4 protein-coding genes are annotated in these 19,702 nt (G+C 46.2%); all 4 read left to right on the forward strand.

Translation table 11 applies throughout. The annotated features are described in order from the left end of the window. Positions 1–44: 44 nt before the first annotated feature. From FIV45_RS11925 to FIV45_RS11940, 4 genes are read left to right on the forward strand one after another with little or no spacing between them, the layout of a single operon-like run. Entirely contained in the window at positions 45–1,781 is a 1,737-nt protein-coding gene (locus tag FIV45_RS11925) for a Hint domain-containing protein (protein WP_114365304.1), read from the forward strand. Between the two features lie 26 nt (positions 1,782–1,807). Then, positions 1,808–4,357, forward strand: coding sequence for a fibronectin type III domain-containing protein (locus FIV45_RS11930; protein ID WP_099472022.1), 2,550 nt, complete (start codon positions 1,808–1,810; stop codon positions 4,355–4,357). Positions 4,358–4,360: 3 nt separating this feature from the next. Further along, positions 4,361–10,843 (forward strand): RHS repeat-associated core domain-containing protein, encoded by a 6,483-nt coding sequence (locus tag FIV45_RS11935; protein WP_099472021.1) that lies wholly within the window; start codon positions 4,361–4,363, stop codon positions 10,841–10,843. Between the two features lie 2 nt (positions 10,844–10,845). Further along, a complete protein-coding gene (locus FIV45_RS11940) occupies positions 10,846–19,647 on the forward strand; it encodes an RHS repeat domain-containing protein (protein ID WP_099472020.1) in 8,802 nt (2,933 codons plus the stop codon). Positions 19,648–19,702: the final 55 nt, after the last annotated feature.

Raw genomic sequence — 19,702 nt, forward strand, 5'->3', positions numbered from 1 at the left:
ACTTTAAATATGCATTAGCCCTTTTAAATATCTAGGGTAATATCATGAAAAATCTAATGTCCTTTCTATTTATTGTATTAGTGTTTCTCACAACAACGGCCTTTAAAGACTCTCAGCATACAAAAGACAAACTTCTAGAAAAGCACGCTGAAGCCGTCAGGAAAGTCGTGGCAGAAATGCCGCCTGTTGTACCACAATCCTTGGATTTCCGAAAAAAACATCATTATGACTTTTACCGCACAACACTATTGCTCAGCGGAAAAACACCTAAATCCCACCCGAATATTTTCAAAACACTTGAAAAAGCCCGCGATCTTCATAAAAAATCCGGCCCACCAGATCATAAACGCGCTCTTTATGAACAACAGGGCAACAAAATTGTCAATATTACTGAGGGGGGGTACCAAATTGGCCCCATTCAACTCATCACTTCTTTTGGCAACCGTCCCAGCACGCGGACTTATGACACCACGGCTATCTCTTCGATCCCTAAGAACCCCGTTGTTTCTCAATTACATTTAGGTGTCTATGATCAGGATGGTCATATTCAGGGCCAACTGGTCAGTAATACACAAAACTATAGTGGGACCGACCAAACCTTAAGTACAAATGGAACGTTGGATGCATCAGATTTGGAAGCCAGATCCATTTCCACTTTTTTCTGGGAAGATCAAAATGGCGCCCCCCATCATGGTATGGTTTATGCGAGTTCTTCCATTTCACCACCGACAGTCATCGACCCAGGTAACCCAAAGGATGTTAACGGCGACGGCATCATCAAACTTTGCCTTGCCCGGCAAGCGACTGATTGTGATTACCAACCTGCTGGAGGAAGCGGTTCCAATGTCATTATGCCAATCAACGGTTCCATTACCTATGCGGATCCCATTGATATACCGATCACATCTAGTAATTCTTATAGCTTGATTACCATAGCCAATCCTGATCCCAAAGACGGAGGAGGATGCCATATCATTAAGAGCACCACTGATTTCTTTAGTAATGCCACAGTGAATGGTGCCGTTCTGACCTGGAACCTGCAACCCGCCCATTTTGAACCCGCAAATGGTTGTCTGGTGAGAAATTCCAATGCAAATTATACCTTTAATGTCATGATTCAAAATAACAACTTGCCGGTTTATGTCTCGATCACGGATACGCCAGGCGTCTCTCCTGACCCGTATACAAAAATAATCGCTCCCATGCAGGTTTGGTATAGTTGCGTTGCTGAAGGAACCCAGATTACCCTTGCCGATGGAACGACAAAAAAGATCGAGAATGTGGTTGCCGATGATAAAATTTTTATAGATTCTGAAGGCCGTGTCATGACAGTCAAAACAACTGTCAAAGGTAAAGAAGAGAATATCTTCCGTCTGACCACTGCGTCTGGAAAAATCTTAAGAGTAACAGGCGGCCATGCAATTCCTACAGACAGTGGCGTGATACTGGCTAAAAACTTAATAACCGGAAACCAAGTTGAAAGCATAAAAGGATTCGAGGAACTCACCTCTATCCAAAAAGAGCCTTACAGCGGCAATGTTTATAATCTTATTTTGGGAACGGAAACTGACTTAATCAAAGCCACCCAATCAAATACCACATTTTATGCCAACGGTATTCGGATCGGTGATGCTCAAATGCAATTTACCTACGGCAACTCCCAAATAAATTACACGGCCCTCACCGAAGATGAGGTGTTGGAAAAGCTGCCCGAAGCATGGCATCCGGATTTTCACAGTGACAAACAGCATGAGTCAACTAATCTGATCAAAAATCCATAAACACGTCTGCTTCAGGAGCTTAGGCCATGGCCTCTATTCCCGCCCCTACTGTTATTCGTGTTTCCTTTGTACCGGGATCATTGTCTCTAATTTGGCAGGCAGATAAACCTGCGGGCTTCAGTTATTATCTGGTAACTCTGCTTGCCAACGGTAAGGTTTCAAAAACCTTTAAGTCGGATTTATCCACATACAGTATTCAACAGGCCTTCGATCCCACTATAGTTTATACCGTCTATGTCAGTGTTTATGTCAATGATGCTTCGGTCAGCCAAAGTCCGACATATTCTGTCATTACCGAACCCCCGACAATGGCCCATATCACGTATAATGGGCCGGGCAATTTATTGGTCAAATGGCATTTTTTGCACCAGACTGGTGTCGCATCTTATATTGCGACCCTTGATCAAAAAGGGGGGGCAACCCGGAATGAGCCTTCCAATACAAATGAGGCTTTTTTTAAGGTCACATTAGATCGTGACGGCCCCTATACGATAACTGTTACAGCAACGGACAAAACCGGTGTGGTATTGGGGCCCCCTTCAACCGGGTATGCACCTTTGATCAACAAACCCACGATGGCACATATTACAAATAATGGCCCAAGTGATTTAGGTGTCTTTTGGCAAAAAGTCGATGAAACAGGCGTTGCCGGATATGTTGCAACCCTCGACCAAAAGAATGGTGCAACGTGGAATGAACCTTCAGATACCACCGATGCCACTTTCAAAGTCACATTAGTGGAAGGGGATATCTATAGCATCACAGTCAGAACCACAGATAAAACCGGTATTATTCTCGGCCCTCCCTCAAAAAGTTATGCCCCGTTAATTGCCAAACCGACCATGGCCAATGTTATTTATAATGGCCCCAATGACTTAGCTCTAAAATGGGAAAAAGTCACCGAAACCGGCATTGCTGGATATGTCGCGACATTGGATCAAAAAGGCGGGACCACATGGAATGTACCTTCTGTGACGACACAAGCCCTCTTCAAAGTCACATTAGAAGAGAATGCAACCTACACGACTTCCGTTAGAACAACGGATAAAACAGGTGTTGTATTAGGTCCTCCCTCCTCCCATTATGCCCCTCTTTTGCGAAAACCAACCATGGCGCAGGTCATTTATAATATCCCTGCGCAAAATATCGGGGGGCTGAAAGTACAATGGCAAAGAATCTCCAGCCCGGAAGTAACCGGCTATATTGCAACCTTAAATGAAAAAAATGGCCCTACATGGAATGAGCCATCCGACACGACCGAAGTAACGTTCCCCTTAACCTTAACACCTCGCGGAGATTATTCCGTTTCTGTGCGGGCTCATGACAAAACAGGCATAGTGCTTGGCCCTCCTAGCCATGGTCTTGCACTGATTACCGAAGCCCCCTCCATGAAATTAATTACCTTTGATGAACCTACCCATCTATCGGTGGAATGGCAAAAAATTAGTCTCGTAACGGTCACCGGCTATATTGCAAGCTTGGATGAAATGAATGGTCCAACCTACAATCAACCCTCCCATACAACAGAGGCCACGTTTGATGTCGGCCTTAAAAGTGGTCCGACCTATAACATTACCGTCAGAGGACATGATACGACGGGAATTGTTTTAGGGCCTGCAAGTCAAATATATAACCCGATTGTCGAAAAACCGACCGCCACTTTATTTCAAAATGATACGGATAATGTCTCTTTAGAGTGGAACAATGTCGCTGGATCGGAAGGCACTCAGATTTCTTTAAAAGCCGATGCTACCCCAACCCTTACCAACGTACCGACACCTGCAGAAAAGAAGACTATCCCCTTTGACGTAACATCCGATACAGTAATGACCTTGCGGGCTTATGGTCAAAATGGTGTGGTGTTCGGTCCCCAAACAACGGGACTTAATCCAATAACGGAAACAGTAGCCTTATCTGCTCTCAATTATGACGGCGCCAATATGACCGTTAACTGGCCTGACTTTCAAGGGCCTGAAACCATTGATAGTGCACATATTATAGTCCCCGGCCAAGCCCCGATTAACGCCCCGGCAAAGGGACCAAAATCTTTCCCCCTGACGCCCCAAGAGCCGCCCGCGACAATTGCCTTGCGAGGCACGTCCGGGCCTATTCTTGTCGGCCCCCTGGGCACAGGATTGATGCCGATTTATGAAGCTCCCCCTGTCGTTTCTATGGTATGGGATCAAACAAATTTCATCATTTCATGGGCTCTCATTCCAAATAACGTGGCCACAGATTATGTCATCACTCTATATAAGGATAATGTGGCTGATCCTACCCAGCACAAACCCGCCCCGCCTTTAAAAATTGCTCAGGCCACCATTGAGGCCAACACATCCTATCAAACGCAGGTCCAAGGTATTAACGGACTGGTCACCGGGCCGCCCTCAGATAAAGTATCCGGACCATATCGCTCCACAGTAACTTTTAATATGGACACCCAGGGTCGACTTCATAAAGAGACATGGGCTGGCCTCGGCACTGTCGCTTATGGCATGGATGCGGCGGGTAATATTACCAGTGTAACGCCAACTCCGGTCCAGGCCCAGTCTCATATCAGACAGGTGAAAGGATAAGTCATGGTTTCATCTATCCCTACCTTTGTTCCAGCCCCGCCTGCACCAATATTATCTTTTACAAGCCAATCAATCCCATCCGGTAAAATTGCCCGCTTTTCAACCCCCGGATCCGTTTTAACATCCGCCGCTCTGACAAAACCCATCACCGGTTCTCTAACCCTGGAAGGCTGGATAAAACCGACATCAGAGGCTACTACTGATGTTATTGCCACCCTTTCAGCAGGTAGTCATGCATTCAACCTATCCAACCCGACCGACCTAACCCTTACACTTGGCACATCAACACTCCAGACGGGCATTGCATTGGGAACAGGAAGTTGGCGCCATATTGCGGTTGCTCTCAAACCTGGCCAAAATGGAAAATTTTCTGTATGGGTTGTGGTGGACAATAGTCTCCTTTTCCAAGCCGCGTCTGTTCTTGATGCTCCAACGGGGTGGCCAGATAATAATCAAACCCTCACTATAGGTAAAAAAGGTAATGGTACCGCCTTGCAGGGAGATTATTCTGAGTTTCGCCTATGGTCTATGGCCCTGCCCGCAGGGTTAATCCAGTCCCATTATTACAACCGTATTTTAACAGGTGCACCAAATCTGTCCCTTGTCTGGTCTTTAAAGGCCCAGCCCGCAAATTCCGTCAAAACGGATGTTACCTTCCTCGTTGGAGATCTTACTTATTTTTCTGATACCTTAACAGCGCAATGGAGTGTCGAAACAGGGACCACTTATGGGCTTTTTCTTCAAGCTCAGGATAATGTATGGGGAGAGATATATTCTGATCTTACGGTAGGTACCCAGCCCATAACAGAATATTGGCTTAATCACGGTATTACAGCAAAGTTGCAAGCGACACAGCTTGGCAAAAACTCCGCCTTTAGTCCTATAAGTTCAGGGGCTTTGTTCCGTCTTGGTCTGCCTCAGGCAACATTGTCTGCCACCATCACCAATGCCGTGCCTAAATTGGAGTTGAACTGGCCTGCTGTTGATCAGACAACAGATTATATTGTGACTTTTCACGAAACCGGCACCCGACCCACCAGCAGTAGCCAAAAAAGTCTGACCAAAGACATTTCCAATCTTTTACTGATCGCAAAGCCAACAACAATCACCCTTGGTTCCAAAACAGGGATTGTACAGAGCCTCCCCCCTACTACAGTCGCTCTAGAAAGCCCAGTGACAACCCTTTCTTACGATGTCGCAACACCTGGCACGCCGGGTGATATCAGCCTTAACTGGACCCCCGTTGATGGTGCGGAAAAATACCTAATATCATGGGTCGTGGAAAATGGTGCGGCAAAGGACCCTGAATTTGTCGATGGTTCTGTGACCTCCATCCCCTCTTTCAAGCCCTCTGGCACCGACAATGTGACCTATACGGCGAAAGTCCAAGCCCTATCAACCGCAGGCGTTGGGGTCACAGCCACCGCCCAAGTCGTCATTTCCAACATCACTGCTCCAACGAAGATTTCCGCCATCACAACCCCGACCGTGGATCAAACAGCCGGCAGTATAATGTTAGCTTGGGACTATGCTGGTCCCACAACGTCCGGTCTCGGTTTTGAGGTGCAAATTGACAATGAAACCGGCGGAAAAGTCATCGGCACCGAAACCGCAACCAAAAATCATTTTTTTACAAATGCGGCCTTCATCAGTGATAAATGGTTTACGGGAAAAATACGTTATAAAGCAGGCAATGTAACCGGCCCATGGGCAATCATGACCGTCTTTATTTTGCCGCACCCCTCTGACTTTATAGCTTCTATCAATGCATCAGGAGATGTGGTTTCCGTTATTTTTAAAAGCATCGCTCCGGCCCCCTTGGCGGCCAAAGGAACCTCAGAAGAGTATACCGTCCGAATAGTTGGCCCCATTAGCGGTTCGGATTGCACCCAAGTTCCCGGCACTCCCGCTCTGGATATAACATTAGGCCCCTTCACCTCAAAAACCCAAAGTTGGAAGGCGAGCGATATACCGGGGTATGATCACCTAAAGGCTTATAGTGCCACTGTCACGGCTCATGCCAAAAACAATGGTAGTGCAAGCATCCCGAGTGATTGTGATACACTGGAAAAATATGTTCCAGTATCAACACCTCCAGGAGGACCAACGACCAATGACCCTGTTGGAATCGCATCCGGAAATATGATTTATTTTGAAACTGGCATTGAGTTGAATGCTGTTTTCCCGATTAATTTCACTTTATTTTATAACTCCGGATTTCCAACTCATGCAGAGAATGCCAACATTCAGGACAGTGATTTAGGTGAACGATGGCGTCATGGTTTTGAAACCTGTCTGGTCAAGGATCTCGCCAATAAACAGATTTATATCATATCAGGCTCCACGGATATCACCGTCTACCGTGATACCGCCAGCAGCAACGGGAATTTTCAACCGGTCAGCCCCTATAAGGGGGATAATTTAATTCAGGGCCCCGGAGGTAGTTATATCCTTCAGCATCAAGACCAAACATCTTGGGTATTTAATTCAGCCGGACAAGCAACTGCTGCAAGGGATCAACATGGTAACCAGCTTGACTTAGCGTATAGCAACGGCAAACTCCACCAAGTTAAATTGAAAGGCGGAACCCCCTCTTTAACGTTTGCCTATGATGGCAATGGAAAGATACATACCGTAACAGGATCAAACGGTTTAATTTTGACCATAACGGTGACTTCAAACCAGCTTAAAACGGTCCAAATACCTCAAATAGGCACACGCCACTATTCATATGCCTCAATGGGTAAATCCCTCTTGCAACAAGTGGTCGACCCTTGGGGAAATAGTACTGTCTATAACGAATATGACAATAAAGGCCGGGTTCAAAAACAATATGATGCAACGGGGTATGAAACAAGTTCTAAATATTACACATATTTTGTCTATGGCACCACGACCTATCGCGGCAATACGGTGAATACAACCACAGTCACCCAACCTGAAGGGGATGTCACCTTATATTATTCTGATCCAGATTCTGCAGCTATTGTTTATCAGGAAACGGCTCTGGGTCACAATCCTGCAGGCCAGCCAACCTCTGAAATTATCACCACAGATTATAATGGATTTATGCAGCCCCAATATGTTCGCTACTATAGGGGACCAAAAGCAGATTATAACTACGCCAAAGCTAACCTTTGTACCTATGTTTATGACACGAATATGAATTTGATTAGCTTAACGGATGCCGATAATAAAACTCAAACATGGACCTATGACAGTCAAAATAATCTAATCCATGAAACAGATTTGTGGCAAAATCAGAAATCTTATAGCTATTATCCCGGAAACAGGCTTCATATGGTCACGGATGCCATAGGCCAAACAGTGACCTATGAATATTGGTCCGGTCTTGCTTATGAAGGATTAATAAAAACGGTCACTGATCCTTACGGTAATCAATCCGGAATGACCTATTTCCCGGGAACCGGATTGATAAATGTTCTCACGAATGCGGATCAAACCACGATAACGATTACGTATACAGACACCCAACGACAAGAAAAAATAAAAACAGCCGAAGCCGATGGCACGCCCATCATGATTATCACCAAAACTTTTGATAATTTAGCCCGGCCCATTATGTTTGCTGTTCAAATGAACAACCAGACACCTTCTTATCCCTTTTATTACGGGTGGGAATATGACACCCCAACCCCAAATACCATCATTCGACAATTGCCCGGTGGTGTGCCCAACGGACCGAAGGTAACCTATACATTAAATGCTAATCGGGAAGTTATCTCTGAAACTTATGAAGAATTCGAGGGTGTTACTGTTCACCGTACTTTCAGTTATGATAAAAATAACCGACTAAAAACAGTTGCCATGGGCAGTAAGGCGCCAACGCACTATGCCTATAATGGTCTGGATGAACTAATCTCCATTACAAATCCTCTGGGTCATCAGGAAACCTTCTTTCAACAACAAGTGAGGACTTCCGGTTCCGGCCCCTACAGCAGTGAATTGATTATTACCCGGCCCAAACTTAATCAGTTTAACCCGGTAAGTAAAAAAAATGAGGACTATGATTATACCGATACTCAAATTTTTAATCCCAGTGGCTTTAAAAGCCAGCGAATGTTGAGTTTTTATCCCGCAACAACACCCGAACAACCGACGTGGAGCCAAAAACAAGAATGGTCCTATATAACGGCACAAGTACCTAATGGAAATTCTCCCTATACTGCCGTAACAGAGACCCTTACAACGACACCGTTAGCGCCAACCGGAACGGCCATCAACCGTTCTGTGACCTACAATGGTTTATACCGGGTGGTGAAATCAACAAATGCTGACAATAAACAAACCACCACGTCCTATGAAAAAGTAGCGGACCCGTCAGGGTCAAACCTTCACGTAATGAAAGTCACGCAAACGCCCCCCGTCGGCACAGCAAGGGATTCCTTCATTGATCCACAAGGACGATTGCTTGCCACATCTGCGGGAACCTCTCCTGAGGCACGGGCGAGCTTATTTACCCGAGACGCAATTGGACGGCCAACACAGATCAGAAAAGGCGATACCCTAACAAACCTCAAGGCCGGAACTCTCACAGCCCCCGGTGCTGCACAAGTGGATGTTTCTTACCGGGTGGAAAGCCCAGAACAAAGAGTTTACGTGGATATTAAGAAAACCACAAATGATCCCTCCAGTCCGGCGCCTCTCAATCAGACTTTAATATTTGACGGTTTGAATAACCTTACAGGGGAGATCTTTACGACGGGCGGATCGACAGCTTACGAATATACACCCTGGAACAGTGTTGCAAAACGGACCTTGGCAAGTGGCGGGGTATTATCCTTTGGCTTTGATGACGCCGGGTATTTATTAAATGTGACACCGGGCTCGGAAGAGAAAATCAGCCATACCCTTGATGAAGCTGGCAACCGAACCAGCACCAATGTCGGGGCCTCCGTTTCCATTACCCGAGAATTTGATGCCTGGAATAGACTGACCCAAAGAACAGAACAAGGCACCACCATTAAACAGGAGCAATGGCCCAACGGATGGTTGCGTCTATTAACTTATTCGGATGGCAAGAGTGTATCTTATACTCTGGATGGTTTTGGAAACCTATCCACGGTGAAGGATTGGGCCGACCGGACGACAACATATCATTATTGGCCAACAGGTCTGTTAAAAACCGTGACCTATCCCAATGATGTTGTTGAAGCTTACGCCTTTAACGAAGCTGGGGCCGTTACAGAATATGGATTAAAGGGGCAGAACAATGTGGTTATTTCCAGTTTAACCATTGTCCCCAACCAACATAATGAAACAGGAGAGATCAATGGTATTTGGAGCATGCCAATGCCGCTGCCCCTTCAAACAGAAACTCTAACTTATAATCAGGATATTTTGGAGACTTATCAAGGACAATCCCTCAGTTCTGATGATGATAAATCTTTAACCCAAATTCCGGCCAATGGATCCCTTATTTCCACCACATACGACAGTATTGGCAGGTTAAGTACAGTTGGGGATACCACTTATAAATATGATGCGGATGGTTTCCGGTCTTCCAAGACAGAAGACAACCAATCCACAACTTATACCACGGTGCCAAACGGATATTTTGATCCGTTAATAAATATGGGAGATTTAAAACGTGACACAAATATGGGTGTATATGAACCAACAGATTGCGGTGGTGGCATATTATCCCCTGTTTACGGAAAAAATTCACATCAAATATTAGGCCAAAATCCTGACCTTCTTTTAGATTGGCTTATCGAATATGGCGAAAAGCCATCGCCTCTCAATAAAATCGTCAATGGCATAGGGCCCCTTTATGAAGAAAAATCAGATAACAGTGTGAATTTCTTCCACGGAGATCCCTTTGGCAATATTATTGCAACAACCAATGCAGCCGGAGACATCACGGCATCTGCAAATTATGACAGTTTTGGGAAAATACATTCAGACAACCTGGCAGGACTTTCTCCCTTCGGTTATGGCGGGAAATTTGGCGTATTAGCAGACGGAAATAGCTTACTTTCCATGCGATCCCGGGGTTACTCTCCATCCCTGATGCGGTTCACCAGTCGTGACCTTCTGAGTGGTAATATGGTCAATCCAACCAGCCTCAATCGGTTCCAATATGGTCTCAATAACCCTTACCTTTATGCTGATCCTTTAGGACTAAGTCCACTGCCAAAGATTATCGGGGGTACTTTGGGCGGCATTGCCGGTGTGGCCGTTATTGGCGTCATCGCCGCAGCGGCTGGAGGCGCTTTCTCAGAAGGGGGCGCCTTTGCCGGGGCTGGAATTGCAATTCGGGGGTTCTTCTCCAACCTCGTCAGAGCCGCAGAAAGGCAATTGTATAGAGCCATGGGCCGGGAACTGGGAAGAGAACTGCTTGAGAGAGAATTATGGGCGGGGGAAGAAGCCATTGAATTGATTGAAACACGTATCGCACGCCCCATAGAAGAACTTCCTGAGGGACTGGCCCAAAGACGCCCATTTTTATTTGTGGATGATTAATCATGAAACGCGCACAAGAATTTTCTGAAGCTATTGATTTAAGCACCGGCCAGGTGGCTTTTGATCTTCCCCTAATGTCCTTGCCTGGGCCTGAAACCCTTCAAGTTACCGTTGGTTTACGGTATAACAGTCTTATTCAGGAAGCCGTCAAAAATTGGAACTTAACCCACCCAACAGGCGTCGCGGGTTTAGGCTGGAGCCTTCCTCGATCCCTGATCCTCACTCAAAAAGGAGAAGGGATCAGTTCGGGAGAAACATCATACCTCCTGCTTCATCAGGACGTCGCCTCAGATCTTGTTTTTTCGACCTCTAATCCTGATGGTAGCCAAACGTGGATTGCGGCCACACAACCCAACTGGAAAATCAATTATTTCCCCCAAAATGAAACATGGGTTGTAATCAACCAATTGGGCATCAAACTCTCTTTTGGGGGATCACAAGGTACGGAATACATGCTTGCCATTGATGATTGGTTGGCAAGTTCTACTCAAACATCTCTCATGCGCCAAGTCGCAACAGCCTGGAACCTCCTATCCGTTACCGACTTATTCGGTAATCAGACCCTCTACCAGTATGATATGATAATGAACTCCATTAGCGGTTCGGGGCCAACCTACACCCAATCCAGTTACCTTAAAACAATTACCAATGCATGGGGCGATCGGATTGAACTTACCTATATTGAAAAGAACCCAGATGAATATCAGGATCCCTATAGCGTCTCGGGTTATCAGGCCTTTTATGAAACCAAAGCTCTCGACAGTTTCATTTATACTCCCAAAGGCAGTGCCGGTGCCCTGATCACGGCCCAACTGAATTATGATCTGTCATTTATTACAGGAGACGGACAAAATAAGGATTTTACGAAACGTCTCTTACAAAATGTGACATGGACTTATGGAACTGAATATCAGCACACAAAACAAAGCCTGCCTCCTCTTATTTTTGGATACGCGACTGATTTACAATCTGATGTAAATCCCGGTGCCTTAACCACAGTGACAACGCTAGAGGGCTCCATCGTCACTTATACCTATGAGAAAGCGGGAGGGACCAATGGCGTCTTGCAATATAGTCAGAGGGAAATCCCTCTTCCTCCCCCCACAAAAACCGGGGTAACTTTCGGCCATCCCAAATTTATCTTTGAAGATAATTTCACCGTTGTATTATGGATTGGTTCGGATAATTCCTTGGTTTTTCAGCCCTATCGGTGGCAGGGACGCTGGTTAGCAGGCCCAGAAATCACTGTGGCCAATGGTGTTACAAGCGGATATGACGGCATATTGACGGCATCTCATGATAGTGGATTTTCCCTTCTTGTTCAAAATAAAATCTTTCTTTTCAGCCCCGATCCTAAATCTCCTGAGGCCTGGATTTCAAATGGAGCAAATGGCACTGATGTGCCGAATCCCAATGGCAACACCGGTTATAATCTGGTCTATGGGGAAAGATTTGTATGCTTGCTTTGTCTGCCCACCGGGGATTTATACCGGTATGACTTGTCCAATCTTATCTGGTCCACAGAACAAAAAATCACAACGGGGCTCACCCATCAAGTGGCCTTTTCTCTGTCCACTGAGAGAAATAAAATACTCTTATCCTCTGTGAATAGTAGCAGCCTGTCCGCTTGGCTCGCCACCCGAAATTCTGAAGGTATCTGGCAAACCAGTGAACTTAAAAAAAATGTTCAACTGGGAACCTCTCTCGCTCTAAAATCATCCCTTGGCTCAGCTTCTATCGCAATATTGGCGGGCGGCAAAGCCGGGCCTAATGAATTTATGACCTGTTATGGCGGCGCTCTCAACAATGAAGGCCACTTAACAAAGCTTACAGACCTTTCTTCAACGTTTGGATCAGTCAATTCAACAACCTTTACAGTCATTGCAATGACCATTCAGGCAGGGAATTTAATGTGGCGGTTCAATGGTCAAACCTGGATGGAAGCCGACCTCTCATCCCTTGGTCTTGCAGCGGGAGATGTGGTCAATGCCGTTCAGGTGGGACCGGACACAGCGACCCGTACAATCACGCTCGCGAACGGTAAACATCACTATGATCTGGTGACCTATTCCGCAGAGAGCGGTACTTGGGCAGTAAGGTCAACCGCAGCAGCTCCCGGAAATGGGGTTGGCATCGCTGTTACAGCATTAAGTAAGGGCATACCCAGCAGATATACAGCCCTTGCAGATTCGCTCTATTACATGAGCCCTGATTTAAACTGGGCTATCGTCTCTGGAGGTATGCCCCCAACACTTACCGCCGCCGATGCGCCCAGCGTTACCTTGCTAAACTCTCAATATCTGCTTTATCAAGTCACGGGCCATTCCCAGACAGAAACAAAAGCCATTTTCTTAGGCAATGGCAAAACAAAAGGGGCCGTATTTTCCAGCACAGGGTCCCTTTTGGTCACCGGAAAACCATCTCACGACCTGATCGGTTCTCAGGCTTTTGTGACCTATACAGGGGACTGGAGTGGCGCCCAGCTAGTCTTGACATTGCATCGATTGGTGAAGGAAAACATCAAAGGGGGACAATCAGCTTTAGTCGCCTCAAAGGTTGAAATCACAAGTGGTTATACCGGAACAAACGTTACCCTTCCTGATGGTCAAACGTCCGATCAAGTCACATTAGCTGGCAGCATGACAACATCAATGGCTTTTGATGTGAAAGGGGCGATCCTCTCAATTACCGGCGACACACCTGCCTTTAATCATGTGACAAGCTATCCCGGATCAGCCACCCCCACCCCCTCCAACGGGGGAACAACAGATATTTATTTGTTCAATAACCTAAGCCCTGGTGAAAGTCCGGTCTTAGCCCCGCCAGTCGCGGCCAACATTACCAATGGAGATACGGCCCCTTCTTTACTCGCCGGACAAATTTATACAACAATTGACAGTATTTTTAAAAATCAAACAACTACCCCCCAATCTCGAACCGATAAATATTGGTGGGCAACCCTTACCCCGTTAAAAAATGGTTGGTCTGCCACCGTCAGAAACAAACGTATTGTTTCAACCTTGGAGGGCGTTTCCAAAACAGAAAATATGACCTATTCTGCAGATACCAGCCAATTGAGTACTTATGAAACGTCACGCATCAATGAAGCAGGTAAGGTTATCACGATCACCACCGCCTTGACTTATTTCTGGCAACAGTATGATACAACCCGATCAACCAATATTCTGGATGCTGTGATTGAAGAAATTCAAACAGCCAAAGTTGGTGCCGGAACTCCAGAAAAAATAGCTGGCACTGTCACCACATGGCACAAGGGTTGGGATAACGATGTTTGGGCTTGTGACCGATCATACCGAATGATCTCTGCGAATGCAGTCGATTTTAATGCGTGGGCTGCAGGGGGAACAACTCCGACAGGCTGGCAGGAAACCAACATCATAAACAGCTATAGTGATACAGGTTTAGTGATCCAAAGCACGGATATCTCAGGTATTATTTCCTTAAATATACCCGACAAAGAAGGCCGTTTTATCTGTGCCAGCGCCCATAATGCCAATAGCAGTCGTTTTTCATTTTATGGATTTGAACCCTATGAAGACCCGAATGGCTGGGTTTCTACTTCAGGGGGCAGTTTAAATCGCTTTATTACAGCAGCAGATTCTCATACAGGATCATCTTGCTTGAGGGTTCCTAAGGGTACCCCAGATGGCACGGTGGGCCGATTATTCATTCCCGATGATTTGACGCAGGATTATGTTTTTAGTTGCTGGACAAGAACGCCACCAGGATTTGATAAGGGTCAGGGCGAAGCAAATTTCACCGGGGAGATTTATTGGACGGAAAATAAGACCCAAAAATCAGCACCCCTCTCTCCCCTTACCCTATCCACTGCAGAAACTGCATGGACTTACCTTCAAACATTGATTGATATTAATGCCGTACTTTCCGGTAAAAGCCCGGACGCCGGGAGCGTCAGCATCTTTTTTAAGATCAAAAATGCCAATACAGTTGATCAAATCCTAGTTGATGAACTGCGCCTTAGCCCCCTTCAATCCACAATGCTGGTATCCGTTCTTGATGACATCAAACATATCCCTCTGGCTCAAATTGATACCAATGGTCAATCCATCCGAACAATGTATAACGATTTCCTTCAACCGATTGTTACCATGGGACCAGACGGAGAAATCCTGACAGCTGAGTTTTCCGGCCTGTCCCGACAACTTTCCCGAACCAACGATCTTTTTGAGGAGAAAACACCCAATACGACCCTTACCTTAACACCAGGTGGCCTGACCCAGTATGACGACTTCCACGGTGACACAACATCCAACTGGAATTTAACCAATGGAACATCCGGCAGTTGGGCTATTGCGAATGGAAAACTAGCCTATAGCGGCGGTACAAAAGGCGGGCTTGGCGCCATCGCCCAACCTAAAGTTCCCAGTAATAAAAACTTTGCCATTCATATAGAAGCCAACCCGGGTAGCGGAGCAACCATGTCAATCGGGGACGGCACTATATTTTTAAGCTGGAACCCCGATAACCATGACGGAAAGGGCGGTTTTTCTCTTATTGAAAAAGATGGCCAAAATAACTTAACATCTCTCCAGGTTGCTCCCCCTGATGTGCCTTTTAACAATAACTGGATGTTCTCCGTCGTCGATGGATTTTATCTCTGCACCGTGAATGAGCTGCCAATTTTTACCTATGACGCCGGATCAAGCCCTGCCACAGGTAACCTCACGCTTGCGGTTGATATTGGCGGCAATTTTGACAAACTTATTCGTTTGGATGATCCCCGTTTAAACCTTAGTTTTAAAGATGGTTTACTCCGCGAAACACAAAATTTATCTCTTTTGGGTAGGCCCGCAACGGGTCAGACGGCAGGTAAAATAACCTTCATGAATGGGGGCGATTTCTCTGATGAAATAGGCCGATCCGTGATCTCCAAAAGCCCGATGCGGGCAATTCTTGAACTTACCAGCGCCGCCGCCCCGAAAAGTCCTGAACTGCCTGATGGTTCCTTGGAAAGTTACCTGGATAATACAGATGGCACAGCCCTATCCCTTCCCACCTTCATCGCAACTGGGGTGACTGTTCCAGAAATGGGCCCCCAATTTACCTATAATATGTCCCGGTATGAAGCATCCCCCCTCGGAAGACCTATCGAAATCATTCGGGGCCGACCAACGTCCAATACAGATGCTATGGGGTATATATCAAGCTTTATCTATAATGGCATATCAGCCTTGCCTGGTATGAAAGCAACAAAACTCACCGCCAATCCTGCTTATTTTGAGAAACAGGAAACAGTTCAGGTTGGCCGTGAAACGGTCACAGAGACTCCAACACCAATAACTCTGGTCAAAGGAGAAATCAGAGATACAGACGGCAACCTCCTTGAAACCTATGCGGGGCCAGAAAACGCACCTCAATCTTTGCGCCAAAAATCAACTTATGACGCGGTGGGGCGCTTACTCAGCAAACAACAAGCAAACGGAGCAGCACCGCCCACAGGAACCACTGCAGCCAATTGGACGGAAACATATGCCTATGACTTTCTCGGCAGACGCACCCGGAAAACATCCCCTGATAGTGGAGAAGTTCTCACCGCCTATGACCAAACGGATAAATTAAGGTTTATCATGGATTCCGAAGGCGCCGTTGCAAAGGTCAACAATGTAACGGTGCAACGTATTAAATATATTCGCTATGACATTCTGGGACGCCCTATTGAAAGCGGTTGGATTCAAGACGCTAATTTTCAATGGGGAAGCCCGGCTCTTCTGGCCCAAATAGACAATCAAAATTTTCCCAAAATAACCGGGGGCAGCGGCACAGGTCCCTCGGCCACCGGTCGGTGGCGGCAAAGTGACCATTATGACACTGACGGTCAAGCCGCATCTTCATATTACCTCAATCGTCTTTATCAAACAAAAACCCAACCCGATAGCGGGAATGAAGTTACCCTTGAAAACCAGACGTATGACAGTTTCGGTCGTACATTATCCACCAGCATCAGCATCGCTGGAGCAACTGCTGCAAACACTGAGTATGTCTTTAGTCCTTCCGGTGACATTGCCTCAATCACTTATCCATCTTTAGGAGGGAAATCCTATAGTGTGGGTTATTATTATGATCGCATGGGCCGAATTGCAGGTATTGGACAAAAAACCAATGCCTATGATATTGTCGACCCCGGCAAACCCATTGATTGGATTGAATCCCGTTATAGCGCTTATACCTATGGTTTCCTGGGTGAATTGATTGCTATTGATTTTAACCGCCCCCCTTCTTCCACTAATCCCGGCTTTTCACGACAAATGAGTTATGATGATGAGGGTAGAGTAAAAGGTTTGAAAGACCCCTACCTGAACATTGACATTTCTTATTCCACCCCAAATAAGAACTATAGTACATCGCAAATTGGCTCCCTTTCCACTGATTACCACTTCAGTGAACATTGGAAAACGCCACCCCTTGCTCAAGCCTATGACTATCAATATGATCCCCTTGGTCGCTTGATTACCGCCACAGATGCACATAATTCAGGCCTTGGTTTTGCAAGTCCCGCCACAGGATCACCCAAGGGATATGACCCAAATGGAAATCGACATGCCAAAGTGAAGGGTCTGACAGAATATAATTATGCTTATCCAACTGGAGCAGAAGTCGGAAAGCCCGGCACCCCTGCCAATGGCTATTCCAGCCTTACCCCAAAGACCAACAGCAGCGAAGATTTTAGCTCGGCTAATGGCCACCAAGCAGGCGCGTGGAAATGGGGAAGTAATAATGGCGGCCCCTCCAGCAGCCAAATCACAACAACCAATCCTCATTCAGGAACCCAATGCCTTATGCTCGGAGGCGGGAATATTCTAGGGCATAGCGAAACCCTCAGTTTGGAAACCTATTTTTCCCCGGATGCTACTCTTTCCCTTGATGTTTATACGCGGACCGGGAATGGTTATGCCGCAAAACCAAATAATCAAGCACAATGGTCCTTAGGGCTATATGGACCCTTTGGGCTTGTGGCCCAGAAAGCACTGGAATTTGTTCCAGTGGGCACCGCGTGGACCAAGCAAAATATTACCATCAATATTCCTGCAATTTTGACAGAAATGGGCCTTACCGGCCAGATCACACTGGTCGACCTTTCCTTAAACAATCGAACAAAAGGAACTACCGAAGGCAGCGCAGGCGCGGAAATTTATGTGGATGACATCGGTCTTACATGGCCCTCTCCGCCCACATGGAATTCGGCATACAATAAAAACGGTAATATGACCGGCCTACCTGACAAACACCTTACCGTTCAATATGATCATAATTTGAACCGAGCCGTTTCCGCGAGCAGAACCGATTATGGCAGCCTCACATCTCTTTATGATTCTGAAGGCCGAGTTATTCAGAAAACAGAAACGCTGCCCGATCATTCGACTGCGACAATTGATTTTCATTATGACCTTGCAGGTCAACTCCTTGCGAAAACCGAAACCCGCAAAGGCAATACGACCGTTTCTTATTATGTCCATGGCCCGGACGGCTTGATCGCCACAGATTTTGGCGACGATCCAATTTTCACCTTAAAGGACCATTCTGGGTCTACCCGCGCCCTGATTGATGGGGCGACCAACACTGTCGTAGGATCTTTTGATTATCTGCCTTTTGGGGGGTTAAGTCGAGCATCAGGGGACTTGTCAACATTAGCCCGTTACACAAACCACCAGATCAACCCGGTCACCGGTTTAATTGACACACCCGCCCGCCTTTATGATCAAGATAACGGCCGTTTTTTACAGATTGATCCAAAAAATGATGGTCTAAGCCCCTATGCCTATTGTTGGAATGATCCGATAAACCTGACCGACCCCGATGGAGAGCAGGCTATCGCCAAAACCATTATGACTTTGGTGACAGCTGGATCGATTACCTACAATATGTATAAACTTTGGGGCGCCTATGAAAAATTTGAAGAAGATCCCGTTGAGTTTGCCTATGTCGCGGCGGCAACAGCCGTCGGTATTGCGGTGCCCTATGCTGCGCCAAGATCTATACCCTTTATTGCCTCAGGATTAAGCAAGATATTAGTTGGATCAAATACTCTTTTTCACAATTTTCTTTCTATTCCCGGGTGTATCCCTGTAACGACATTTGTCCGTCAGGCAGGTACTTTTCTTATCCAACAGGAAGTCTCCAGCTTTAGTTATTTAGGACTTAAATGGAGTTTCTCCAGCAATAGAACGATCGGGATTAATCACGACACATGGAAACAATGGGAAGGGGCTGTTTCAACATATGCCAGTGAAAATTTTGGATGGAATCTTGGCTTGGAAGCAGTCTATTCCTCAGGATATGGACCAAATCGTATTGGAAATTATCTGAGCATTCATCAAAACCCTACCCACCCAAATCTCCCCGTATTCTTTCCGGCAAACCTTAATCCTTCCTTCGATGAATATGCTACTGGTTTCTATTGGTTGTATCCTTGGTCATTAGAAGGAAACAGGAATATGCGGGGAGATGTCAATAGGGTCGCCGCCTCTCATAATGAAGTCTTTAATTATGATCATCTCCGCGGGAACCAGGAAACCCTTCAACATGATCTTTATTCTGACTTTGCGACCATCGTTGATAGGCGGTCCCATACAACACGCTACGGAGGCCCCCCCCATGCAGGCTCTAGTACTTTTATCCGAAGAGGACTTGCCACCGGTTTAGCGGCCTATAACATGGCCACGAATTGGGCATCGTTAATACTGAGTTTTGAAGAAACCCCAAAACTGGTAAAACTGTATAATGCCTTGCTCGGTGGGCAGGAAAGTAACCATAAAGAGTTATAAAGCATTCAATTTAAATGATTATTTCCTCCACCTCTGGCAATTGTCATTTGATGGG

Origin of the sequence: Paremcibacter congregatus (genome assembly GCF_006385135.1) — a bacterium.
In the GTDB taxonomy this organism is placed as follows: domain Bacteria; phylum Pseudomonadota; class Alphaproteobacteria; order Sphingomonadales; family Emcibacteraceae; genus Paremcibacter; species Paremcibacter congregatus.